Source organism: Pseudomonas sp. B21-041 (genome assembly GCF_024748675.1).
Taxonomy (GTDB): Bacteria; Pseudomonadota; Gammaproteobacteria; order Pseudomonadales; family Pseudomonadaceae; genus Aquipseudomonas; species Aquipseudomonas neuropathica.
Window position 1 is genome coordinate 3,550,289 of sequence record NZ_CP087175.1, and the last position, 25,557, is coordinate 3,575,845.

Below are 25,557 nucleotides of genomic sequence, written 5' to 3' on the forward strand. Positions count from 1 at the left end.
CCCGCCCATGCTCTCCTACACAACTTGTTACGGGTGCCCTTCACAGGGTGAAACGGGAAACCGGTGAATCATGTGCTTTACTCAAGCCCATGTCAGTCCGGTGCTGCCCCCGCAACGGTAAGCGAGCGAAGCGTCAAAACCACTGTGCCGATACGGTATGGGAAGGTGACGCTTGCAGGTCGGCCTGACGCCAACCCCTCGTGAGCCCGGAGACCGGCCCGCAACACACAGCCCGCATTTGTGCGGCGCTGCACATAACAAACCCGCGGTGGGCGGGCGCTGTTCGAACCTCTGCGAGCCCGACCCGCAGGGGTTTTCATGCGCTCTATTCACCCGCTGACACTCCAGAGGGAAGCGCCATGTCGATCATCAGCAGCACCGGCAGCAACACGGACAAAATCGCCAGCACCACCACCCTGAGCCAACGCCTGACCGCCGCGATCTTTGCGTCGATCCTCGGCGCCAGTCTGGTTTACTTTGCCGGCTTCTCGCACATCGAAGCGGTGCACAACGCCGCCCACGATACCCGCCACAGCGCCGCGTTCCCGTGCCATTGAGACCTGCCGACATGATCAAGCGTATCGCGCAAACTGCAGGTTTCTCTGGTCTGCTGGCCGCCCTGCTCCTCACTCTGCTGCAAAGCTTCTGGGTTTCGCCGCTGATTCTGCAGGCGGAAACCTTCGAGAAGTCCGAGCCGGTGGCGGTTCACGAACACGCCGCTGGCGTGGCTGCGCACACCCATGATGCCGAGGCCTGGGAGCCGGAAGACGGCTGGCAGCGCGTAGTCTCGACCACTGGCGGTAATCTGGTCGTAGCCGTCGGTTTCGCCCTGATGCTCGCCGGCCTCTACACCCTGCGCGCACCGACCAAAACTTCGCAGGGCCTGCTCTGGGGGCTGGCCGGTTACGCGACGTTCGTGCTTGCTCCGACCTTGGGCCTGCCACCAGAACTGCCGGGCACCGCTGCGGCCGATCTGGCTTCGCGGCAGACGTGGTGGATCGGCACGGCCGCTTCGACGGCTGTAGGTCTGTCGCTGATCGCGTTCAGCCGTCACTGGCTGATGAAGGTCCTCGGTGTGGCCATCCTCGCTGTGCCCCACGTGATCGGCGCACCGCAACCGGAAGTGCATTCGATGCTCGCCCCCGAAGCACTCGAAGCTCAGTTCAAAATCGCTTCGCAGTTGACCAACGTGGCGTTCTGGCTGGCCCTGGGCCTGATCAGCGCCTGGTTGTTCCGCCGCAACAGCGCTGGTCAATACCACGCATGACCGATGACCGCGCAGCGCCGACCTTCGTGGTCGGCCTGGGCTGCCAGCGCGGCTGCCCGGCCAGCACGCTGCGCGCGTTACTCGATCAAGCGTTACAGGCGCATCGCATTGAGCTTGAGGCGGTGAAAGCGTTGGCCAGTATCGACTTGAAGCGCGACGAGCCCGGCCTGCAAGAACTTGCTGCACAACTGGCTCTGCCCCTGCTGTACTTCAGCAGTGACGAACTGGCCAGCTATCAACAGCGGCTCAGTCACCATTCACAGATTGCTTACGAACGCACCGGTTGCTACGGCGTCGCCGAAAGTGCCGCGCTTGCGCTCGCTGAACAGCTGATTCAAGCGCCGGCAAAACTGCTGATCTCCCGGCAAAAATATGCTCAGGCAACGCTGGCATTGGCCGGCGCGGCGTAAAATCCCGATAATCCCCGCCATTGATCATGAGCGTTGTTCATCTGCAACGCAGTCGTGCCCTCTTTTACTCAGGATTCAACGATGACCGTCTACTTCATCGGCGCCGGCCCCGGCGACCCGGAATTGATCACTGTCAAAGGCCAGCGGCTGATTCGCAGTTGCCCGGTGATTATCTACGCAGGTTCGCTAGTGCCGGCGGCGGTACTCGACGGCCATCAAGCCGAAACGGTGGTGAACAGCGCCGAATTGCATCTGGAACAGATCATCGAATTGATCAAGACCGCGCATGCCAAGGGTCAGGATGTGGCGCGGGTGCATTCCGGCGATCCGAGTCTGTATGGCGCGATTGGCGAGCAGATCCGTTATCTGCGTGAGCTGGATATTCCGTTCGAGATCATTCCCGGCGTGACGGCCACCGCAGCCTGTGCGGCGCTGCTTGGCGCGGAATTGACGCTGCCGGACGTGTCGCAAAGCGTGATTCTGACTCGCTATGCCGACAAAACCGCGATGCCGGCAGGCGAAGAGCTTGGCAGTCTGGCGCAGCATGGCGCGACAATGGCGATTCATCTGGGCGTTAACCATTTGCCGAAGATTCTGGTGGAACTGCTGCCGCATTACGGCGCGGATTGCCCGATTGCGGTGATTCACCGGGCGACGTGGCCTGATCAGGATTGGGTGCTGGGGACGCTAGCGGATATTGCCGAAAAGGTTGAGGCCAAAGGGTTTCGGCGTACGGCGTTGATTCTGGTGGGCCGGGTGCTGGGCAGTGAGGTGTTCAGCGAGTCATCGTTGTATCGCGCTGGGCATGCTCACCTCTACAGACCATGAATTGGAACGCGGAGCGTCCCGGGCTGCATTCCCACGCAGAGCATGGGAACGATCAAAGGCCCTTTCGCGAGCAGGCTCGCTCCCACATTTGATCGCATTTCAAATGTGGGAGCGAGCCTGCTCGCGAATGCATTCCTGAATGTCACCCATAAAAAAACGGCGCTCACGGGGCGCCGTTTTTCATGTCCGCAGCGAACACCTTAGTAGTAGGCGTTTTCTTTCTGCGTGTGGTCGGTCACGTCGCGAACGCCTTTCAGCTCCGGGATACGCTCGAGCAAGGTGCGCTCGATGCCTTCCTTCAAGGTTACGTCCGCCTGGCCGCAGCCCTGGCAACCGCCACCGAACTGCAAAACGGCGATGCCGTCTTCAACCACATCGATCAGGCTGACCTGACCGCCGTGGCTGGCCAGCCCCGGGTTGATTTCGGTTTGCAGGTAATAGTTGATGCGCTCGTTGACCGGGCTGTCGGCGTTGACCATCGGTACTTTGGCGTTCGGCGCCTTGATGGTCAGCTGGCCGCCCATGCGGTCGGTGGCGTAGTCGACAACGGCGTCATCGAGAAACGCTTCGCTGAAGTGATCGATATAAGCAGTGAAGCTTTTCAGCCCCAGCGCGGTGTCTTCAGGTTTTTCTTCGCCCGGCTTGCAGTAGGCAATGCAGGTTTCAGCGTACTGGGTGCCAGGCTGGGTGATGAAGACGCGGATGCCGATGCCCGGGGTGTTCTGCTTGGAGAGCAGATCAGCCAGGTAATCGTGGGCGGCGTCGGTAATGGTAATAGCGGTCATGGAAACTCCTCGCAGGCTTGGGCGCAGTTTACGCCAATCATTGCGCCGGACAAAGTCCTAGTATTTTTGTCGGGAAAGATTCTCGTCCGGCTCCATGTCAACCCGCGCCTTGAGCCAATGGTAGCTGCGCTTTTCCACCCATTCGTAGCTCAACCACGAGCCAACGCCAATCGCCAGCGCGCACAGGGCAAACATCAAATACGGGTTGATCGCGTAGCGTTGCGCGATAAATCCCCCCGCCGACAGCACCAGCACGTGCATGAGATATACCGAATATGAGCAATCACCGAGCAGTTTGAGCACGCGACTGCGCTCGACATAACGCTCAAGTGAGATACACGCCATGACCAGCAATGAGCTCGGCACGCCCCAGTTGAGCATCCTCGGCGCCGGTGCCAAGTGATAGATCGTCAGCAACGCCGCGACGATGGCCACCAGCGGCAGCCACAGTCCCGCACCGATCCAGCCCCGCCGATAGAGCATGCCAATGCCGATCCCCAGCAGAAACTCATAAACGATGTCCGAGCGATAGAACGCGCTGACCCAGCCAAACCCGGTCCAGGCCTGACACACTGCAAACAACAGCGCCGCGACCACCAGCAGGCGCACCTGCAAACGAAACAGCAGCGCCCAGGCAAACAGCACGTAGAAAAGCATTTCGTAATTCAGTGTCCAGCCGACATTCAACGTCGGATAGATACCGTAGCCGCCAGGATTCTCGGTAGGAATGAACAGCAACGACAGAAGCAGATGGCCCCAGTCCACTGTCTGATCCGGCAGCAAAGGTTGGGCGAACACCACCAGCAGCGCCATCAGCAGCGTGTACAGCCAGTACGCCGGGACGATGCGAAACAGCCGGTACAGCAGGAAACGCGCGGGCGGCAGCGGTTTGTTTTCGGTCGAGAGGAAAATCACCAACCCGCTGATGACAAAGAAAATGTCGACGCCCACCGCGCCTTTGTCGATAAAGAACTGGCCGACCGGCCCGCGTGCCTTGAAGTCAAAAAAAATCTGCATGAAGTGGTGGCACACCACTGTCCACGCGGCAAGCGCACGCAGGGCTTGCACTGAAATCAACATCACCTGCTCCCGATCACAAGTCCAAAAACACCATTTCACCCTGTGGGAGCGAAAGCGACGGCACATTCAATGTATTCGGTGCCTGACACTCCGCCTTCGCGAGCAGGCTCGCTCCTACAGGGGATTTGTGTGTTACCTGAAGCTGTGACAGTCGGCCTGTTTCAAACGATCAAAGATTCTCGTAGCGGTTCATGTCCAGCACGCCCTCTTCCACCGGATCGGTTTCGTGCAGGTATTGGCTCAGATCGTGGAAATAGAACCAGAATTGCGGGTGACTGCGCCGAATTCCCCAGCGTTCGACGATTTTCTCGAAACGGTTGGCGTCCTTGGCATTTTCCATTGCATCAACAAACTCGGGCACTTGATCGGCCGGAATGTTGAACATGAAGTTCGGATAACTGCTGAGCACGCCCGGAAAAATGGTGATCGTGTCCAGCCCGGGCTGATAGCGCAGCGACTCTCCGAGCAGGAACGCCACGTTGCTGTGCGCACGGTTGCGCAACAGGCTGTAGACCTCGCGCTTGCCGCTGGCGGTTTCAATGCGCAGCATCGTCGCCTCCGGCAACAGGTCGATCACCTTCAAACCGGCCGCCGGGCGCGAGGTCAGGCGGTTCAATGCCTGTTCGGCATTTTGCAACGCCGGATCGATATTCGGCCGCGAGCAATAGGCACCGTCGCAACGGTTGATCGGATCGGGCCGCGCATTCAGGTCGCCGTAACGCGCCAGTAATTGCATGGCGAAGTCGTATTTCGGGTCTTTCTCATCAAGTTTCAGTGCCGTCGGTTTGTCGTCGTCGATCGCTTCGTAATCGAGCCACATCTTGAACTGGCCGCTGTTCTGATACCAATCGTTGAGGTAATCCTCTCGGGAGTCGGCCGGCATCAGGCGCAGGAAGTTTTGCTCGGCGCCATTGCGGATCAAATCGAAATACAGACGGGTTTGCGCCTGATGGGAGACGTTGCCGAACACATCGAAGTTGACTGCCAACTGGTAATAGGTGCGCTCCAGCAGCGGATAGTCGAACAGCCACATCGTCTGCGGCACCTCGCCGATCAGGCCTTTGGTCACCGAGGCGCTGTCGAAGTGGCGGAAAATGCTCAACAGCGCGTTGTCGTTGCCGGCCCACAGGGTCGACCAACTGGGCGCCGGCAAATCAGCGTAGCTGTCACGGCGCAAGGCTTCGTATTCGTTTCGTTTGTCACGGTAGTTGCGCCACAGGCTCAGTACGCTGCCGACGTCATCGTTCTGCCCGGGCATGGCCAGCAACGGCGTGGCCTGGCCGCGATAGTTCGGGTCAGTGATATAGAGGTCATGTTCCGGCGCTTGGAACAGCGCCCAGAAGTTGTCACGGATCACGTCGGTGGCGATCTGACCACGGCACACCGGGCCGCGAATAAACGTGCGGACGAAGTATTCGGCGTTATCGAGCATGAACTGATAACGCGCCTGCGCCGGGATCGCTTCAAATGTGGCGAACGGGTTGGCGCGGCTCTGCGGGCCGTAGCCCGGCAAGGCATTAACCTGCCAGTTACCGCTATAGAACAGACTTTTGACCCGCGCCATTTTCGCCGCGCTCAACGGATAGGTGATGTGGGTCTTGTGCACGATCACCCCTTGCACCGGCCACAAGCGGTAATACACCTGAGTGCCCGGATCATCGTTGGGGCGACGGGTGGCGATCAGGTCGATTGGCTGCCCAGTCGGCGTGCGCGAACGTACCCACTGGAAATAATGGCCCGGCTCGCCGTCCTTGAAATAGATATGCGCAAGGTACCAATGCTCGTACAACCAGCGACCGACCAGGCTTTGCCGCGCGCCGGGAGTGTTGAGCAGGTTTTCCCACTGGACGATCTGCAGCGCCTCTTTGGTGCTTGGCGCCAGGCTTTGTTCGTCAATCGGCGCACCCGAGGCCAGCCAGCGCTGCAGCGTCTGATATTGCTGATCGGTCAGCCCGGTCACCGCCAGCGGCATGCCTTCTTTCGGATGCGCGCCGGCGTAGCCTTCGAACTCGGCGGGCGCCGCGCACAGGTTCTCGCGGTTCAGACCCAGGACGATGTCTTCCGGGAGCTTGGCGTTCGGCGTCAGTGGCGTCTTGTGCCCAAGTTCGAGCATGCGCGCCATCAGCGCAGCCTGGCTGCCTTGGGCATCGAGCACCGAATAGAAGTCTTTTTGCTGCCAGGCACGTTTACCGAAGGCATCGTAAAACAGTCGAGTGGTGGGTGCCGCTTGTGTGCGCTCGCCATCGTAGACCGGCATTTTGCTCGCACCACGGGCCGCGCCCTCACCGCTGCCCAGATTCAACTGGCAGGCCGAGTCGTAGCAGGCGTGGCAGGCCACGCACTTCTCGGTGAAGATCGGTTGGATATCACGGCTATATGAGATCGTGGGTTCCTGCGCAACGGCGCCCCAGCTTAAAAGCAGCAATAAAATGCTGATGACGCGGTACGACATGCCCTTGATCCCGATCCTGAAAAAAACGCCGCGATTCTACAGTATGACGCTCGTACCAACATGAGCGATATTCATGCAAAAGCCTCACATGCTCTAAAAGCGCACAGGTTTGCTATGATCCCGCTCCTTCGTAATGGTCTTTCCGAGTAGTCCAAATGTCCGATCGCAGCGTCCGCCTTCAAGCTCTCAAGCAAGCTCTCAAAGAGCGCATCCTGATACTCGACGGCGGCATGGGCACGATGATCCAGAGCTACAAGCTCGAAGAACAGGACTATCGCGGCAAACGCTTCGCGGACTGGCCGAGTGACGTCAAGGGCAACAACGACCTGCTGGTGATCACCCGTCCGGACGTGATCGGCGGCATCGAGAAAGCCTATCTGGATGCCGGCGCCGACATCCTCGAAACCAACACCTTCAACGCCACGCGCATTTCCATGGCCGACTACGGCATGGAAGAACTGGCGTACGAGCTAAACGTAGAAGGCGCACGTCTGGCGCGCAAGGTCGCTGACGCCAAGACCGCCGAGAACCCGGCCAAGCCGCGCTTCGTCGCCGGCGTGCTCGGCCCGACCAGCCGCACCTGCTCGCTGTCGCCCGACGTCAACAACCCCGGCTACCGCAACGTCACCTTTGATGAACTGGTGGAAAACTACACCGAAGCCACCAAAGGCCTGATCGAGGGCGGCGCTGATCTGATCCTGATCGAAACCATTTTCGACACCCTCAACGCCAAAGCGGCGATCTTCGCCGTGCAAGGCGTGTTCGAAGAGCTGCACATCGAACTGCCGATCATGATTTCCGGCACGATCACTGACGCCTCCGGCCGGACCCTCTCGGGGCAAACCACAGAAGCGTTCTGGAACTCCGTGGCGCACGCCAAGCCAATCTCCGTTGGTCTCAACTGTGCGCTCGGTGCCAGTGAGCTGCGTCCGTACCTGGAAGAGCTGTCGAACAAGGCCAGCACCCACGTATCCGCGCACCCGAACGCCGGCCTGCCGAACGAGTTTGGCGAGTACGACGAACTGCCATCGGAAACCGCCAAAGTCATCGAAGAATTCGCCCAAAGCGGCTTCCTCAACATCGTCGGCGGTTGCTGCGGCACCACCCCGGGGCACATCGAAGCCATCGCCAAAGCCGTCGCCGGTTACGCGCCGCGTCAGATTCCGGACATTCCGAAGGCTTGCCGCCTCTCGGGTCTGGAACCGTTCACTATCGATCGCAACTCGCTGTTCGTTAACGTTGGCGAGCGTACCAACATCACCGGCTCGGCCAAGTTCGCCCGCCTGATCCGTGAAGACAACTACACCGAAGCCCTCGAAGTCGCCCTGCAACAGGTCGAGGCCGGCGCGCAGGTGATCGACATCAACATGGACGAAGGGATGCTCGATTCGAAGAAGGCCATGGTGACCTTCCTCAATCTGATCGCCGGTGAACCGGACATCTCCCGCGTGCCGATCATGATCGACTCGTCGAAATGGGAAGTGATCGAAGCGGGCCTGAAGTGCATTCAGGGCAAGGGCATCGTCAACTCGATCAGCATGAAAGAAGGCGTCGAGCAGTTCATCCACCACGCCAAACTGTGCAAGCGCTATGGCGCCGCCGTTGTGGTGATGGCGTTCGACGAAGCCGGCCAGGCCGACACCGAAGCGCGCAAGAAAGAAATCTGCAAACGCTCCTACGACATTCTGGTCAACGAAGTCGGCTTCCCGCCAGAAGACATCATCTTCGACCCGAACATCTTCGCCGTCGCCACCGGTATTGAAGAACACAACAACTACGCGGTGGACTTCATCAACGCCTGCGCCTACATCCGCGACGAACTGCCGTATGCGCTGACCTCGGGCGGCGTGTCCAACGTGTCGTTCTCGTTCCGTGGCAACAACCCGGTGCGTGAGGCGATCCACTCGGTGTTCTTGCTGTACGCGATCCGCGCGGGCCTGACCATGGGCATCGTCAATGCCGGGCAGTTGGAGATCTACGATCAGATCCCGCAGGAACTGCGCGACGCCGTTGAAGACGTGATTCTCAACCGCACGCCGGAAGGCACCGACGCCCTCCTCGCCATCGCCGACAAGTACAAGGGCGACGGCAGCGTCAAGGAAGCCGAGACCGAAGAGTGGCGCAGCTGGGAGGTCAACAAGCGTCTGGAACATGCGCTGGTCAAAGGCATCACCACGCACATCGTAGAAGACACCGAAGAATCGCGTCAGTCGTTCGCGCGCCCGATCGAAGTGATCGAAGGCCCGCTGATGTCTGGCATGAACATCGTCGGCGACCTGTTCGGCGCCGGCAAAATGTTCCTCCCGCAAGTGGTGAAATCCGCGCGAGTGATGAAGCAGGCGGTGGCGCACTTGATCCCGTTCATCGAACTGGAAAAAGGCGACAAGCCGGAAGCCAAAGGCAAGATCCTCATGGCAACCGTGAAAGGCGACGTGCATGACATCGGCAAGAACATTGTCGGTGTGGTACTCGGTTGCAACGGCTATGACATCGTCGACCTCGGCGTAATGGTGCCGGCGGAGAAGATTCTGCAGGTCGCCAAAGAACAGAAGTGCGACATCATCGGCCTCTCCGGCCTGATCACGCCGTCGCTGGACGAAATGGTTCACGTTGCCCGTGAAATGCAGCGCCAGGACTTCCACCTGCCGCTGATGATCGGTGGCGCGACCACTTCCAAAGCGCACACGGCGGTGAAGATCGAGCCGAAGTACAGCAACGATGCCGTGGTCTACGTGACCGACGCCTCCCGTGCAGTTGGCGTGGCGACGCAGTTGCTGTCGAAAGAATTGAAGGCTGGTTTCGTCGAAAAGACGCGTCTGGAATACATCGATGTGCGCGAACGTACCTCGAACCGCAGCGCCCGCACCGAGCGCCTGAGCTACGCCGCCGCCATCGCCAAGAAGCCACAGTTCGACTGGGCCAATTATCAGCCGGTCAAACCGACCTTCACCGGCAGCAAGGTACTGGACAACATCGACCTCAAGGTCTTGGCCGAATACATCGACTGGACGCCGTTCTTCATTTCGTGGGACCTGGCTGGCAAGTTCCCGCGCATCCTTGAAGACGAAGTGGTCGGTGAGGCCGCCACCGCGTTGTACAAGGACGCGCAGGAGATGCTCGCCAAGCTGATCGACGAGAAGCTGATCAGCGCCCGTGCGGTGTTCGGCTTCTGGCCGGCCAATCAAGTACATGACGACGATATCGAACTGTACGGCGATGACGGCAAGCCATTGGCCAAGCTGCATCACCTGCGCCAGCAGATCATCAAGACCGACGGCAAACCAAACTTCTCCCTGGCCGACTTCGTAGCGCCGAAGGACAGTGAAGTGACCGACTACGTCGGTGGTTTCATCACCACCGCCGGCATCGGCGCCGAAGAAGTGGCCAAGGCTTATCAAGACGCTGGCGATGACTACAACTCGATCATGGTCAAAGCCCTGGCCGACCGTTTGGCCGAGGCCTGCGCCGAGTGGCTGCACCAGCAAGTGCGTAAAGAGCACTGGGGTTATGCCAAGGACGAAGTGCTCGACAACGACGCGCTGATCAAAGAGCAATACAGCGGCATCCGCCCTGCTCCGGGTTACCCGGCGTGCCCGGATCACACCGAGAAAGCGGCGCTGTTCGCCTTGCTCGATCCGCAAGCCGAAGAAATGCGCGCCGGTCGCAGTGGTGTGTTCCTCACCGAACACTACGCGATGTTCCCGGCGGCTGCGGTCAGCGGCTGGTACTTCGCCCACCCGCAAGCGCAGTACTTCGCCGTGGGCAAGGTCGACAAGGATCAGGTGCAAAGCTACACCTCGCGCAAAGGCCAGGAGCTGAGCGTGACCGAGCGCTGGCTGGCGCCGAATCTGGGTTACGACAGTTAAGTTGCGCAATGGACCTGAGAGCGCCCTGCTCTCAGGTCCACTCAATTACCTGTCACGGCGCCAGGAAGGGCCGGGTTGTGGTGAGGATGGGCCGGGGTGCGGCTCCGCCTCGCGAACTGTCGTCAGCGCAGCCAGCTCCGTACGCGTCATTGCCTTCAGTGCATCGATGCGAGCTTCTGCCAGTTCGATCTGAAGTGAATCCACTGCTTCCAGATAAGCGCTGCTGTGTATGTCGGCAAATGTATCCTCCACCTCCTCCTGCCGCCTCCTGGCGTTGAGTTCGAGCGTTTCGAACACCTCGCTGTGGCGATCGCGCAGGTAGCGGATCCAGTAATCGCGTGAAATCAGATTTTCCAGAAACATTTCGGATGCTTCATCCCTGAGCACCGACGTGCGCGCGTCGATCAACTGCTGCCCGCGAATCGGTGCGGCGTACAGCATGTGTTCCGGTTGCGCCGGCAAATCCAGCCCGTCCGGCCAGCCTCGGGTCATGCCGATCCGGTATTGCAGACGGATTTCCGCCCGATCCTTGTTCTTCGCCGCGGCTTCTGCCAGCCGGTCGACCCTTTCCAGGCGGAACAGACGCCGCGTCAGCTCAAGCAAGGCCCTGCCGCGTTGCTCCGGGCGGTGTCGTGGAATATCGCGCAGGGCGTTGTATTCATAGACGCGGGTTTCCAGTTCGCTGAATGACAGGATCCGGCCATCGCCGCAGGTGCCGTGGGTCTCGGCGTTGAGAAATAACAGCTCTCGCAGCTCGGCGTTTTCCGTGGCGGCCTCGATGACTTGCCAGACCCGATGGGTCAAATCAGCGCCGGACAACCGGAATTCAAGGGTATCGGGCAAGGTCGAGAGCAAATGAAAGAACGACTCATGATTGTCCTGATCAGCCAATTGCAGCCATAGCGCCTGCCGCGCGGCACGCGCATCTGCATGTGTGTACGTCATCCAGATTGCCATCGCTGGCACTGCCGCATCCTGCACCGGATCGGCAATCACTTCCGCTGCCTCCACAATGGCATGCGTATCAACCCGCCGGGAACCGCCACCCCAACTGGGGCCATCGCTGTCGGAACCCGAATCCGAATCCGATCCCTGACCGGAGCCAGCATCCGAATCGCTGTCGGTCTCCAATTCGCGCTCGGCAATTTCACGCTGCAGAAAAGCCTGGGAATAACCCATGACATCACGGTCTGCGTTGGCCGCACTGTATTCCCGCAGTTGCTGCAGGCAATTGAGCGACAGGGAGTTTTCGGACAGGTCGGTGCCGTCCACCAGCGCTTGATGGTTGCCGTCCAACAGTCGGTCAGGAAAGACCATGATGTTGTTGCCCGACAGGTCCAGTCGTTGCAAATGCGCCAGATCGAGCACGCCGTCAGGCCAGAATTCCAGACCGTTCTGGCTGAGATTGAGCGTCTCCAGACGGACGAAGGCGATGGCGCTGAACTCCTCCAACTGATTGTGGCTGAGGTCGAGCCAGCGCAGTTGCGTCCCGCCCACGTGCTGATACACGGTTTGTGCCACGGCCAGCCGATTACCGCTCAACTCCAGACGTTCCAGACGGTTCAAACGACCGACAGCTTCCGGCAGCCGTTCCAGGGCATTGCCGTTGAGTCTCAGGGTGGTCAACTCAGGGAACGCCGGGCAAAAGAGGTTGAAGCTATCAACTGAAAACTTGATCCCTGTCAGATCCAGTGTCCGGACATGGGCAAACACGTTTGACAGCGCGGGCAGATCGCTCATGGCCCCCGCTGAAAGGCTCAGCGTCTGTCCGGCGGACTCGGAAAGCGCAGTGAGCCCGTCCCGCCAGCAAGTGCGGATCCTCGTCGCGTCGAAGAACCTTGTGGACGATGACACGCTTTCACCAGGCCCTTGCGTCGCACCGAAAATCCAGCCGTTCAACTCACGCGTCAGCGTCTCGTCACTTGCTCGCCACTGGGTCAGCCTGTCCGCCATTTGCTCCGGGGACAGGCCTTCATCGCGCAATCGGGCAACGCTGGCTTGCGCTTGTTCAAGCGTCAGCGAGGGAAATATCTCCAGTACACGGGCATTCATGTCGAAACCGTCGCCGGGTGCAGAGACAGGCGGGAGTGCTAACAACTGACCGGCGCGCTCCAGTGCACTTTCCGGCGGGGTCCCGCTTGAATTGGCCGGCAATGACGCCGATTGCGCGTCGAATCGTTGCAAGGCGCCTTCCGGCAATCCAATGGACATTTCAATCCGGCGCTGCGCCGCCCGCATGTCCGCCTCGCCTGTAGTACTGAAGCGGTTGTTCTGCAGGCGGGTCTTCAGCAGCACAGCGTCGTTGACAAGCACCTGTTCGGGGAGCGACCCGATGGTGTTATGACGTAAATCCAGCGTTCGCAAATGCGGCAGGCTTTCCGCCCCAGTCGGCCATTGATTGAATCCATTGACGCTGAGGTTCAGCGTCTTGAGCCCGCTCAGGCGAGAAACGTCCAGTGTGTCCAGGCGATTGAGCCGGGCATTGAGATGTTCCAGTTTGTTCAGGGCATTGAACTGGCTCTGAACCTCAGGGGTAACGGCTATAAGGTTGAGAGACAAATCCAGTTGCGTCAGGTGGGTTGCATCGGCTGGCCGGATCGGCAGTTCCGTCAATCCGCAGGCGGTGACTTGCAGACTCGTGGTGCCACTGAATGCCCGGAGAAAATCGCGAATCTGGTCGATCGGCACATTCAACCGATCCAGCCGCACACTCTGTACGTGAGCAAACGCACCGGTTGGCAATTGCGGCAGTTCACTGACCGACTCTTCGCCCTGTACCCATGCGGTGTCCACCAGTTCAAACACGCCGGCATCGTCGAGTTCGGTGCTTGATGCCCAGTTCGTCCCATTGAAAGGACGAACGTCGTCATTCAAGCGATAGCGCCTGCGTATGGCTGCACGCCAGTTCTTTTCCAGAGCACGTACCACCCGTGCATTGGGCTGCGCTTGCCAGCGGGCGGCGGGAATTGCATTACGCAATCCATCAGATGCGGTGGGCTCGTAGAACTGGCGGAAAATTGCGGTGTGCTCCACACGCAGAATCTCCACTGCCTTGAGTCGGGTTTCCGGGGTATTCCAGAGTGTCATGATGCGCTCGGGCAACGGATTGAGGCGGCCGGCCTCGCCCGTCAGGAACTGCAGTTCTCCGGCACAGTAGCGGCGAACCATCAAGTCCAGATCAACCAGATGTCGCCACTGCCCCATGTAGTTTTTCACATAGTCGTAAGCGGGTTTGAACGCTTCATGAGAGAACCTGGACCAGTCCAGCGACAAGCCAGCCCAGAGTTTTTCGTGTCCGACATAGAGCGATTGTGGAATGGATGTGATGGCGGTCTGCGTCAGGTCCAGTCGTTCCAGTTCAGGCAGTTGCTGCACATAGGCCGGCCATTGCGTCAGGCCCGACGCTTCGATCCTGAGTTTTTTCAGGCGTTTGAGGGGCGTCAGATCCAGGCCAGCGGCATGGCTCCGACCGTCGAAAAAATCAAGATGAAGTTCCTCAAGGGCGGTCAACGTCCTCAATTTTGTCGATAGATCGGAAGCCATCACCCTGACTGACGTCCTGAACTTGAGCTTCTTCAGTGCAGACATCCGGGTCACAGTCAAAGGCAAGGTCGTCAGTGCCTGCTCTTGCGCCATGTAGGCGCCAAACAGACTGCCACGCTCCCCCAGCGACAGCTTTTGCACGTTGGCAAATCGCGCCAGAAAGGCGTCCGCATTGGCGTCGGTGATGCCATTGCCGCCAATTGAAAGTTTACGCACATGGGCAAAGTCTGCATTCAGCTCTGGCAGGGGGTCATACGTGAATATCGAGAGTTCATCGGCACCTGAAACTCCAGTGGACAAGGCGTTGCGCCAGCAGGTTTTCAGCGCTTGCGCGGCGCGAAACTTGTGATCCGTTGCGGAACGCTCCCAAGGCGCCGCCGTGGATGTGCCTGCCCATTCATCCAGCGTCGTATTCAACTGCTGCCATTCATGGCGGCGTGATTGCAACAGCTGGAAAATCGCGTTGTCGTCTTTACCCGTCCGGTACTGCTCGAGAATGAAACCATTAGCCTGTTCGTAGGTAAGCTGCGGATAGACATCGCACACATGAGCGGTCAGGTTCATTTGCAACCCGGCGCCGCGTCCGCTCGCGGGGTAACCGATCAACGTAGCGTTCACACGCACGGGCGGCTTGATCCATTTGACCTGTGGCGCAAGCAGCGCAGGCGTATCTGCCTGATGCCGATCGGCACGATCGATGATCTTTTTCTGTAACCGGGCGGACTGCCCCACCTCGGGCACACCGAGGCTGCGGCGCGCGTCATCAGGCAAGGCATACATGATCGATGAGTAAAAGTTGTCGCCGTTGCGAGGCAGGCTGTTGAGTGCAAGACCACGTTCGTCGAACGCCTGAAACTGAGCGCCTTTCTTGATCAGGTATTTCTTCTCGCTGGCTGTTTCACTGCCGATGCTGTCAAGCAGCATGCCGGCGTCATTGCCCTCGCGAACTTCAATGCGAACGCTGTCGGCCCAACCCGGCAACTGCTCCAGCGTGTGCAACGCCAAGCGCCGGCTGTCCGCCGAAGCGACATTTTCACTGCGCAGACCGACATAGGCCGCGACTTGTCGGCTTTGACGCGCGTACCAGCGTGCCTCCTCCAGCAGGCGTAGCGGCACTCGATGGCCTGAGTCAAGTCGCTCCAGATCATCGGAGCGTCCATGGGCCAGCACCGTTTGTGCCGCGGGTTCGCTGAGTCCAGGGCAGGCCTTCTGCAAACGCGCAACCCGGGAATCGATGGGGTCGGTTCCCTTGTAGAGGCTGTCGTAGATCGCCGGCTGACGAGTGTCGGCGTAGTCGGCGATCTGCTTGCCGAACTCTGCCGGCCGGGCATCGCGCACGCGTGCACCTTGCTCGCCCAGGAGCCGGGTGAGTTCTGACTCGTCCAGCGCCGCGAGGATGTGTGCTGGCAGGCCACCGCTGAGGATATCGGCCCGCGATATCTGAATCGGTGCCTTGACGCCGACGTCGCGAAACCGCCGCACGGAACCATACCTGACCGACTTGCCGGACAGTTGCTCGCCGTCGAATACTTCCAGCACCCGGTTCGCCGGCCAGCGCGGCATTTCGGTGATCAGCGGCAACGCAAAGAGATACAGTTCGTCGATCGGTTTTGTCCCGCGCAACTGTTCAACCACCAGTGCCGCGTTGCTATCCGCCTGCATCACGCGCATGGCCTGCGTCAGTTCCGGTGGCGGTAGCGCAGAATCGACGTGCATCTTGCGCAGAGTGGCGTCAGTGACACCGCTGATATCGGCAGCCTTGATCAACTGCGCGTCGGTGAAGGCTTCGGTTGCGTGGCCGATGCGCCGCAGCAGGGTCAGACGATCCCAATCCCGCGGCCGCTCCAGCGTGTGCCGCCAGGCACCGCGTCCGTTGCTCTCCAGCACCGGCTGCCAGGCGCTGGCATCGGTAGGGTGCTTGATGCGCCATTTGCTGATCGACTCATCGTAAAACTGCTCGTAGACCTTGCCGTCCTGGCGTATGAAGGTTTGACCTTCCAGCACATGCTGGCCGGCAGAGTTCGGGCCGGGGCTGTCTGGCAGCGTGACAGCGGACTCGTAAGCTCTAAGGTCGGCTCTCCACAGGCGAGTTTCGCCGTTGGGCAATTTCACCGACTGCAGCCGCTCGATGATCGGCACGGCTCTGGCGCCGGAGATTTTCTGCACCCCGGCCCCCACTCCCGCCATCAACGCAATCTGCGCCAGATTCTCCGCGACATCGATCAGGTGATCCTTCGCCGCCCGACGATCACCCTCACTCCATTCAATCGCGCCTTCCAGGGTTTCAGTCAGCAACTGCCCGGCCATCACCACCATCATGACCTCGCCCAGCACCGGCACGAACATCGAGACAAGGTTCAGGCCAAGCATGCCGATCTGCAGCAGATGAGCGAGCTTGGCGTCACGGGCCTTCGCATCGACATCTGCCGCTGGCACGGCATGGCTTCGTGCGTCGGCCAATACCTTGGCACGGCTCTGGGTGTAAAGGTATTGCCAGAGATCCTCATTGGGCGCCCAAATCCCCCGTCCGCTGCGACCGAACGTCGATGGCGCAATGTAAGGATCAGGCACAGGATCCCACCTGATCTCACGCTCGGGTGGCAGTTCACGGATCCGGGTAAACACCGAACCGCCCGCCAACACCTGCGCCACAGCCAGCCATGGCGAGCGCCATATTGCCCATGCATCGCCCGGTGAATCGGCCGCTTTTTGTCTGAACTGGCTGAAATAATACGCACGCTGGTCATACGGCAGAAACTGGCTCAAAAAACGCTGGTACGCGGTCGGTTCCGCGCCTGGCGCTTGTGCGGGATCGCGGGCGGTGAGCAAGCGCTTGAACTCATCGCGCACCTGTTGGACGGTATAGCGCTTGAGCGGGTGCTCCGGATCGTGAGGGATGTAAAGGATCAGCTCGTCGCTGTAGCGGTACTTCTGGCAAATGACAAACACCACGCAGCCGGTCAGCCTTTTTTTCATGACGCCCAGGTCACTGAACCAGACCTGTTTCTCGCCCATCCACGGGTGCATGTTGCCGTGGATCACCGACACAATCATTGCGTGATCCGCCGGCTCAATGTCTTTTTGCAACAGCGTCTGATCGGCTGCGGCGCGCATCGTCGCCTTCTGGCTGGCAATGAAGCGCTCGCTGAGCACCGCCTCTGCCACAGCATCGGCCGGGTGGAAGAATGTCGTCAAATAGGTCTGATACTGCTTGCCGACATCCAGTTCTCGGCAAAGCGTCAGGAACTGCATCACCGTCAGGCCGATGCTCACGTACTCGAATGTACCAGGGGTGGAGGTTGCTACAACGAAACCTGACGTCGAGTGATAAGCGCCCTGCTTGCATTCGTCAGCTTCGAAGTTGTGCAGCGCTGCGTCCAGCATCGAAAGTTTGAGGACCTCGAAGGACGCCAGCTCGATCTTTTCAACGCCCAGTTCGACGGGACGCCGCAGACACAGGAGCGTCTTGTCGACATCGATTTGTAATTGATGCTGGTCCTTGAGCGCTTTGAGCAGCAATGGCCTGGCAAATGTCTCGACGTCCTGAAGGGTCGCCATGGTTCTATCAAGATCGTTTTGGGCGACAACGCTGGCCTTCATGCTGTCGGCCAGCGTCTTGCGTTGTGCCGGCGTCGCGTCGAGGTACCACGCTGGCAGCGCAGTCGGAACGGTTTTGAGCGCTTCGCGCCGTTGCGGCGAAGCGCTGGACAGCCACGGCGGGATCGACTTTTCGAGAAAATCGCGGTGCAGGCTTTGCGTTGTATTGAGCGTTGTCGGCTGGTTGTCAGCGGCAGCTCGAGCGAGCGGCGCAGCTTGCGTCGTCTCTGGGTTGGAAGGGATAGCGATCATGATCACTCCTAGTTGATGGAGCGATCAGCAGACCATATCCCGTCAGCGGATTTGCGGTATCCGGTTATTGCCGGTCCGGCCGTGAGTAACCTGATATGTATCACTCACGGCGCAATCTTCAACGCCAGTCTGCCCCCGTCAAGGGCGGCTCGATGGTCCCGGTTTCGGCGTGACTCGATCACCTTCTTCGGCCTCATCGGCAAAACTCTGCAGATCGATGATCTCCCGACGTGTCAGCTCGAGCCGTTTCTGGGTGAGCAGCCGTTCCATCGCCTTGCCCAAATCTTCCAGTTCCCGATCGTACTGTCGCGCATCGATTTCACCCCGAGAAAGTCGATCATCCAACACACTCCAGCGCTCTTGGCGTTGCTGATCAACCGCGGAGTCTATCGCCTGCATCTCCAGCGGAAGGCGTTCCTCCAGATAGGTGATCCAGTAATCGCGGGCGATCATGCTCAGTGGCAGTGCGTCAGTTCGTTCCGCCTCGAGGATCGAGGCCCGGGTCTGATTCAGCAGTTCACCGCTGAGGGGTACGTCATAGAGCATGTATGTCGGCTGCCCGGGCAGATCCACCCCATCGCCCCAACCACCGGTCAGACCGATGCGATATTTCAGGCGCACCTCGGCACGATCCCTGCCCCGCCCTGCGGCGTCAGCCAGCGTCTCGATCCTGTCCAGACGAAACAATTGCCGGGACAGACGCAATAACGCCCGGCCCCTTAGCGCCATCCGATGCACCGGGATGTCGTGCAGTGCCCGATACACCGACACCCGCACTTCCAGATCGCTGAATGTCAGAATCCGCCCGTCCGGGCACGTGCCATGGCTTTCAGCGCCGAGAAACAGCAACTGGCGCAATTCGCTGTTCTCCGTGGCTGCTTGCATGACATCCCACATTCTGCGCGTCAGGTCGGCCGGTACCAGCCGGAAGTCGTCCGTGTCGCGCAACAAACGCAGCAGCTGAAAAAAACGCTGGTGATCGGGTTCTCGCGCCAGTTGCCCCCAAATGTCCGCTCTGCGAGCCGCGAGCGTCACATCGCTGTGCTGGAGCCACGGATCTCTTGATCTCGGTGCCACATCGTTGACCGGATCCAGGACCTCTTCGACAGGCAGCACAGCGGCGTCAGGATCGTCCAAGTCCACATTGCCGGCGGCGTCTTCGGGAATGCCGACCGGTTCTGCGCCACCGAACAGATCGCCGAAAAGGTGTGTGTCGATCATCGTCTCAATGTTTCGGCGTGACATTCCCAGCACGTGCAACGCCGACTGCTCACGCGCATAGCGGCGCATGTCCTGCAAAGCAGAAAGGGACAAGCGTCGATTCTCGGAGAGATTGGTCCCCTGGATCAGACGCTCGTGTTCGCCGTTGAACAATTCCCCGGGAATGTGGGTGAGTTCGTTGCCGCTCAGGTCCAAGCTGTGCAACTGCGGCGCCTCGAATACACGGCCAGGCCATGCGGTCAGGTGGTTATAGCGCAAGTCCAGAGTCTGGACGGCGCCAAAGTCGGGCGGGTTGAATACCCGAAGTTCGTTGTAGCCGACATCCAGCCTGCGAAGGCGCGCACGGGCCATCAACGGGTAAAGGTCCGTCGCGTCCGCGAGATCGCAATACTGCATCTCCAGGCGTTCAAGATGCTGCATCCGCAGGACCGGCCCAGGCACCGACACCAGGGGATTGCCACTGATATACAAGATTTCGACGTGGGGAAAAGCCCTGAGAAACCCGTCCGAACCCCGTGTGGTCATGCCCACACCGCTCAGATCCAGCGTTCTGACTGCAGGGATCGGAACTGCCAGCTCCGGCAAATCACCGGTTTGCAGGCCTTGGAAATCCAGGTCCAGCCGGGCTCTGTCGACATGCTCTGTGAGTCCGTCCAGCCAGGCTTCGAAGAGGCGCCTCGCCGCGACCGATCGGTCTCGCGCATTGATCCTGTACGTGTCCGTGCGCACTTCGCGGGTATACAGCCAGTCATTCGCTCGACGGACCAATGCCTCGCAAAGGTGCTGCCATTCGGTGATCCGTGCTTCGATCTGCGCATCGCTCGCCCCCGACGCCCGCAGATTCTGCAAGTGAAGTCGCGCTTGCTCGACCGGCATGATGCGAGTCAAACGTTGCAACTGCGCCGAGGGCCCCGTTTGCCCTTGAAGCACCGTCGCGGCTTCTGGAAGCGATAACATCAGGTCGATAAACGACCAGCCTGTTTCCGCAGGAGGGAAAAGCTCCGGCACCGGTTCTGCAGCGAATCGTGCCAGCGTGCCCGGCCCCAGGCCCCTTTGCTGCTCGATTCGCTGCAGCGCCCCGTGCAGGCTTGCTTCACCCTCAGGACTGAATACGTTACCGGCCAGGTTGGCTCTCATCAGCGCGTCGGGATGGGTCAACACCGACGGTGGCAGTGACGAGATCCAGTTGTCTCGCAGGTCGAGCCACGCCAACCGAGGCAGGTTTTCGGCACCGGCGGGCCAGGCACGCAACTGCGTCGATCTCAGGCCCAGGGCACGCAATCGGCTCAACAGGCTGACATCGATGTTGCCCAGCGGGTTGTTACTCAGATTCAACCTACTGAGACGCTGCAACCCGTTGATCTGCCGCTGCACAACAGGCGTTACCTCAATCCTGTTGCCCGATGCATCCAGATGCGTCAGCGCTGACAGCTCATCCGCCGCAAAGGGCAGCTCGGTGAAGGTATTACCGCTGAATTCAAGTGATTCGACATGACTGAATGCGCGGAGAAAGTGCCGAGCCTGTTCAATGGGGACGTCCAGCCTCCCCAGGCGCAGTGTACGCACGTGGGAGAAACTGCCTGCCGGCAGTGGCGGCAACTCGGTGATCAAGTCTGCAGCCGTCAATACGGCTTGGCCTGATCGGGTAACCGGCAGTTCAAATGTCGCCACGTTGGCGGTCAGGCCGTACCGTTGGCGAACCGTGCCATACCAGTTGGTCTTGAGCGCGTTCACAACGTCGGCGTTGGGCCCCATGGACCATTGCCGCCGAAGGGCAGCATAGCGTGCTCCATGCCGCAAGGCAGGTGTGTAGAACGCAGCGAAAATGGCTTCATGCTCCGCCCGAAGCTGTTCGATGGCGGTAACTCTTGCCTGCGGTGTCACCCAGGTCGCGTTGAACGCTTCGGATAACGGGTCAGTGAAACTCGGCATTGGCGCCATCGTATCGAGCTCGGCGCGGCAGAACTCGCCGACCATCTGATGCAGATCAAGCAGGTGGCCCAGTGGGCCGGAATATTGGCTGACGTATTCGTAAGCGCGCCGGAAGGTCGCCGGGGTCACCCTCGACCAGTCGAGCGCCAGCCCGGCCCAAAGTTGCTCGTGATCGTGATACAGCGATTCGGACAGCGTCTCTATCAACGTATGCGTCAAATCCAGACGCTCAAGATGCTCAAGGCGCTCGACGTACGCGGGCCATCGCCACAAGGCACGGGGCGCGTCAATGCGCAGGCGGGTCAAGGGCGTCAGGTCAAGTTCATGCAGGGTGGCTGAGTCGACTCCTGAATAATCGATGCGCAGCGCTTCCAGCCTGACAAGCGAGCTGAGCCGTTGAGAAAAGCCTGGCGCCAGTAACGCCGCATCGGTGGAAAAACGCAGCCGGGTCAGTCCGGGCATCCGGCCGACCGCCTCCGGCAGGGTCGTCAGCGCGCCGGCCACAGACGTGGGGCGATCAGTCTGTTGCCCCAGCTCGCCGATCGACAAATCCGTGACATTCGGGAAGGCCACCAGAAAACCGTCCGCATGGGTATCCGTTATGCCCAGCCCCGCCACGGACAGTTCATTGATATGGGCAAAACGTGTGGAGAGCGCAGGCAACGGCGTATCGCATACCAGCGAGAGACGCCCGGCTTCCACCACTTGCCCGGCCAACGGGCCATTGCGCCAGGCATTTCTGAGTGCCTGAGCAACTTGCGCCCTGTGCAGCGCAGCCCGACTCCCGGTCGGGCCGGCCTGCCATTGCTCAAGGGTGGTATCGAGTCTTTCCCAATCCAACCGACGGAATTCCAGTTCGCGGAAGATCTGCGCATTACTTCTGCCGCGTTGCTGGGTGAGGAACGCCTCGGCCTGCCGCGCCTCCGGATAGAGATGCGCCACCCGTGACTCCAGCGATGGCGCAAGGCTTGGGCCACGGCCACTGGCATAATAGCCCTTGAGCCTTGCGCTCACCCGCACCGGTGGTTTGAACGCTTTGGCTTGCGGCGCGAGAACGTGCGCAGCTTGACGCCGATGAGCATGGGCCGAGCCGATAATTTTATGTTGCAGTTCGCTGCCAGGGCTTCCTTCCGGCAAGTCAATGGCCAGGCGTATGTCATCGGGCAGCGCCTGCAGGAGCGAATGATAGAAACTGTCCTCTGCACCCGACATCCTGCTGAGCGCTTCTGCGCGATCACCAAAGGCCTGATAAGCAGGCCCATTCTTGACCAGATAGCGTTTGACCGGTGCTGCTGGCTCACCGACGCTGTCGAGCACTGCGCCGGTTGTGCTGCCCTCACGAATTTCCAGGCGCAATGTCTGCGGCCATCCTGGCAACTGTTCCAGAGCAAACAGTGCCAGCCTTCGGCTGTCTGCTGAAGCCAGGGTCTCGCTGTGCAAACCGGCGAACGCACGAACCTGGCGGCCTTGGCGAGCATGCCAGCGGGCCTCTTCGAGCATTTTCAAGGGGGATCGCCCGGTAGCGTCCATTCGGGCCAGTTCCGCCGCCGTTGCATGATCGAGCACATCCTGTGCGGCCGCATCGCTGAGTCCGGGACATTCACGCTGCAGCATGCGCCCACGTATGCCGAGCGGTTCGCTGCCTCTGTAAAGACTGTCGAAAATGGCCGACTGACGTGTATGGGCATAATCGGCGAGCCTGCGACTGAATGCGTCTGGCCTCGCTGGACGAAACTGCGCGTCGGCCGGGCCCAGTAGCTGGCCTACTTCGTTTTCCTGCAGCGCTGCCAGAATTCGCGCAGGCATTTCTCCGTTCAATACCTGCGCACGGCTGATACGGATGACCGGTTTGGGATCAAACCCGGGCAGGGTTGTCTGCGCACCGTACCGAGTCGACGATCCTTCGCCCTCGGCACCGACGAAAAACTCCAGTATCCGATCGGCCGGCCAGTGTGGCATTTCGGTGACCAACGGCAGTGCGTACAGATACCCCTCATCAATGGGCCTCGCTCCGCGCAGTTGCTCGATCATTTGCCTGGCTCCCCTATCGGCGCGAAACAGACGCATCGCGTCGTGCAATTCGGGAGGTGGCGGCAGATGATCCATGTGCATTTTGCGCAAGGCGTTGTCACTGACGGCGCTGATATCGGCCAGCATCAGCAGGGATTCATCGCTGAAGTCATCGGTGATGTGCCCCATGCGCCGCAGCAGTGTCAGTCGCTCCCAGTTCATCGGCTGTTCCAGCGCCAGCCGCCAGGCGCCCTGACCGTTATGACTCAGGACGGGCTGGTAAGCGTCGGCATCTGTGGGATGTTTGAGCCGCCATTGAGCGGTTGACTCGTCGAGTATCTGCTCGTAGAACCTTCCGCCGTGGCGAAAACAGATTTTGCCGTCGATCCGGTACTGCCCCTGTGCATTCGGCCGCACTGATCCACTCAACGTAAGGTGCTGTTCATAGCCAGTGAAGTCGGGCTTCCACAATCGGGTTTCGCCGCTGGGCAAAGTCACGGGGTGCAGTTGCTCCATCAGCGGCTCCGCTTTTACCGCCGTCAGCCATCTGAAACCCGCGCCGGCAGCCGCCATTACACCGATCTGCGCGAGGTTTTCCGCCACATCCACCAAGTGCGCCTTGGCGGCGTGCCTGTCACCCTCGCTCCATTCGACCACGCCCTCGATGGTTTCGAACAACAACTGGCCAGCCATCACCACGAGCATGATCTCGCCCAACACCGGCACAAACATCGACGCCACATTCAGCGCCAGGAGTCCGAATTGCAGCAGGCCTGACAGTTTGGCGTTTCGTGCACTGGCGTCCGCGTCGGCGGTTGGAACCGCGTGGCAGCGGGCATCCGCGAAGACCTTCTCGCGGTGCTTTTCGTAGAGATAGGTCCAAAGGTCGGAATTGGCAGCCCAGGGAAAAGCCTGCACGTGAGGCCTCAACGTGGCGGCAATATAAGGATCGGGCTCCGGCACCCTCTTCTCGTATTTGGGTGAGGTTTTCCAGATCTCGACAGCGGTCAGTGTGACTTCCAGTATTTTGCGCCAGGGCGACGTCAGCCAATCGGCCGCAGAGTCGGCAACCTTCACGAACTGGCTGAAATAGTAAGGACGTTTTTCGTAGGGCAAGAACTGGCTCAAAAACCGCTGGTAAGGCGTCGGACCGATGTCTGGCGACTGCCCTTGAACGCGAGCGGTAAGCAGCCGCTTGAAGGTGCTCTGCATTTGTGTGCCGGTATAGCGCTTCAGCGGATGTACGGGATCATTCGGCACGTAAAGAATCACTGCCTCGGTGGGGCGATTCCTTTCGGCGATCTTGAACGCAACACACCCCACCAACCTGTGCCTCATCAGGCTCAGGTCCTGAAACCAGACCTGATTGCGACCGATTCTGGGATGTCGCTCACCTCTGATGACAGAAATGATCATCGCGTGGTCTTCCGGCAGAATGTCCTTGGTCAACAAAGCTCGATCAGCCGCCGCGCGCATGGCTGATTTTTGGCTGGCAATGAACCGCCGGCGCAACCTCGCCTCGGCCTTGGGGTTTTTGGGATGGAAAAACGAATCGAGATAGGCCTGATACTTCGCACCGATATCCAGTTCACGGCACAGGCCAAGAAAGTTTCTGACCGACACGTTTACCGGCACAGCCGTGTGGACCTCCGTGGCAGGGTTCTGGATTGCAAACCCGGAGCTGTGGTGAAACGCCCCGTACCGACATTCGTCACTTTCAAAGTTGTGCAGCGCAGCCTGCAGCAAAGGGAGCGTCAAGGATTCGTAAGTTCCCATTTCCTCGCCGAGGATACCGGCGCGTATGGGTCGCCGGAGGCATAACAGGGTTTTGTCGACATCAACCTCGACCTGAAAACGGCTTTTCAGCGCCTGCATCAGCATGGGTCGGGCGAACGTATCAATGTCCTTGAACGCCGCCATGGTCTGGTCCAATCGCGTTTGCGTGCTGAAACTGTGTCTGTAGGTTTCATGCAAAATACGACGTTGTGCCGGTGCCATCGCGCTATACCAGTGCGGCAGGACGGTCCTCGCCTGTTTGAACTCGGCCTTTCTGAGGGCAGAAGCACCGATCAGCCATGGCGGCACCGCAGCCTCCAGAAAAGGCCCGTGCAGGCTCTCGGTAGCAGGCGGTGGTGCAGGCTTGTCCGTGGCTTGAGGAATAAGGAAATCGGGGGACATAAATTGCTCCTATAAATGGAGCGACAGCACATCACTTGTATCGGTGGGTTGAGCGGTACAGGGTTATAGCAGTTGTAACGACGTGTCTGCGAACAGCCGAGCGCTATTTGACTATGCTTGAGAGGCACAACTTTCA

General features: G+C 59.8%; 10 protein-coding genes and 1 riboswitch. Of the genes, 5 read left to right on the top strand and 5 right to left on the bottom strand.

Annotated features, from left to right (window positions below):
• The first annotated feature begins 14 nt into the window (after positions 1-14).
• Positions 15-237: riboswitch (cobalamin riboswitch) on the top strand.
• A 122-nt stretch (positions 238-359) separates the two neighbouring features.
• The 4 genes from LOY43_RS15775 to cobM all read left to right on the top strand — a co-directional run bounded on the left by LOY43_RS15775 (position 360) and on the right by cobM (position 2,505).
• A complete protein-coding gene (locus LOY43_RS15775; protein WP_093430890.1) occupies positions 360-557 on the top strand; it encodes a CbtB domain-containing protein in 198 nt (65 codons plus the stop codon).
• Between the two features lie 11 nt (positions 558-568).
• A complete protein-coding gene (locus LOY43_RS15780) occupies positions 569-1,267 on the top strand; it encodes a CbtA family protein (RefSeq protein WP_095047826.1) in 699 nt (232 codons plus the stop codon).
• A complete protein-coding gene (locus LOY43_RS15785) occupies positions 1,264-1,677 on the top strand; it encodes a cobalamin biosynthesis protein (protein ID WP_003225490.1) in 414 nt (137 codons plus the stop codon). The genes LOY43_RS15780 and LOY43_RS15785 overlap by 4 nt, the downstream gene beginning before the upstream one ends.
• 81 nt (positions 1,678-1,758) lie before the next feature.
• A complete protein-coding gene (gene cobM / locus LOY43_RS15790) occupies positions 1,759-2,505 on the top strand; it encodes a precorrin-4 C(11)-methyltransferase (protein ID WP_095047827.1) in 747 nt (248 codons plus the stop codon).
• Between the two features lie 200 nt (positions 2,506-2,705).
• Here cobM and nfuA read toward each other — a convergent pair whose 3' ends face one another.
• The 3 genes from nfuA to LOY43_RS15805 form a co-directional block, all read right to left on the bottom strand.
• Entirely contained in the window at positions 2,706-3,290 is a 585-nt protein-coding gene (gene nfuA, locus LOY43_RS15795; RefSeq protein ID WP_007912592.1) for a Fe-S biogenesis protein NfuA, read from the bottom strand.
• A 57-nt stretch (positions 3,291-3,347) separates the two neighbouring features.
• Entirely contained in the window at positions 3,348-4,370 is a 1,023-nt protein-coding gene (locus LOY43_RS15800; RefSeq protein ID WP_095047828.1) for an acyltransferase, read from the bottom strand.
• Positions 4,371-4,539: 169 nt separating this feature from the next.
• Positions 4,540-6,822, bottom strand: a complete 2,283-nt coding sequence (locus LOY43_RS15805; RefSeq protein ID WP_258708342.1) for a fatty acid cis/trans isomerase — start codon at positions 6,820-6,822, stop codon at positions 4,540-4,542.
• 155 nt (positions 6,823-6,977) lie between these two features.
• On the opposite strand from LOY43_RS15805, the gene metH reads away from it, so the two are divergent.
• Positions 6,978-10,688 (top strand): methionine synthase, encoded by a 3,711-nt coding sequence (gene metH / locus LOY43_RS15810; RefSeq protein WP_095047830.1) that lies wholly within the window; start codon positions 6,978-6,980, stop codon positions 10,686-10,688.
• A gap of 45 nt (positions 10,689-10,733) precedes the next feature.
• Here the strand turns inward: metH and LOY43_RS15815 are convergent, their stop codons facing one another.
• Together LOY43_RS15815 and LOY43_RS15820 are read right to left on the bottom strand one after the other, a co-directional pair.
• Positions 10,734-18,080, bottom strand: a complete 7,347-nt coding sequence (locus LOY43_RS15815) for an NEL-type E3 ubiquitin ligase domain-containing protein (RefSeq protein WP_258708343.1) — start codon at positions 18,078-18,080, stop codon at positions 10,734-10,736.
• 138 nt (positions 18,081-18,218) lie between these two features.
• Positions 18,219-25,421: an NEL-type E3 ubiquitin ligase domain-containing protein gene (locus tag LOY43_RS15820; protein WP_258708344.1), complete on the bottom strand. Its 7,203-nt coding sequence runs from the start codon at positions 25,419-25,421 to the stop codon at positions 18,219-18,221.
• Positions 25,422-25,557: the final 136 nt, after the last annotated feature.

Bases quoted from the DNA above. Each gene is read 5' to 3' on its own strand.
- LOY43_RS15815 (WP_258708343.1), bottom strand. From the start codon at position 18,080: ATGATCGCTATCCCTTCCAACCCAGAGACGACGCAAGCTGCGCCGCTC.
- LOY43_RS15785 (WP_003225490.1), top strand. From the start codon at position 1,264: ATGACCGATGACCGCGCAGCGCCGACCTTCGTGGTCGGCCTGGGCTGC.
- LOY43_RS15780 (WP_095047826.1), top strand. From the start codon at position 569: ATGATCAAGCGTATCGCGCAAACTGCAGGTTTCTCTGGTCTGCTGGCC.
- cobM (WP_095047827.1), top strand. From the start codon at position 1,759: ATGACCGTCTACTTCATCGGCGCCGGCCCCGGCGACCCGGAATTGATC.
- metH (WP_095047830.1), top strand. From the start codon at position 6,978: ATGTCCGATCGCAGCGTCCGCCTTCAAGCTCTCAAGCAAGCTCTCAAA.
- LOY43_RS15800 (WP_095047828.1), bottom strand. From the start codon at position 4,370: ATGTTGATTTCAGTGCAAGCCCTGCGTGCGCTTGCCGCGTGGACAGTG.
- LOY43_RS15775 (WP_093430890.1), top strand. From the start codon at position 360: ATGTCGATCATCAGCAGCACCGGCAGCAACACGGACAAAATCGCCAGC.
- LOY43_RS15805 (WP_258708342.1), bottom strand. From the start codon at position 6,822: ATGTCGTACCGCGTCATCAGCATTTTATTGCTGCTTTTAAGCTGGGGC.
- LOY43_RS15820 (WP_258708344.1), bottom strand. From the start codon at position 25,421: ATGTCCCCCGATTTCCTTATTCCTCAAGCCACGGACAAGCCTGCACCA.
- nfuA (WP_007912592.1), bottom strand. From the start codon at position 3,290: ATGACCGCTATTACCATTACCGACGCCGCCCACGATTACCTGGCTGAT.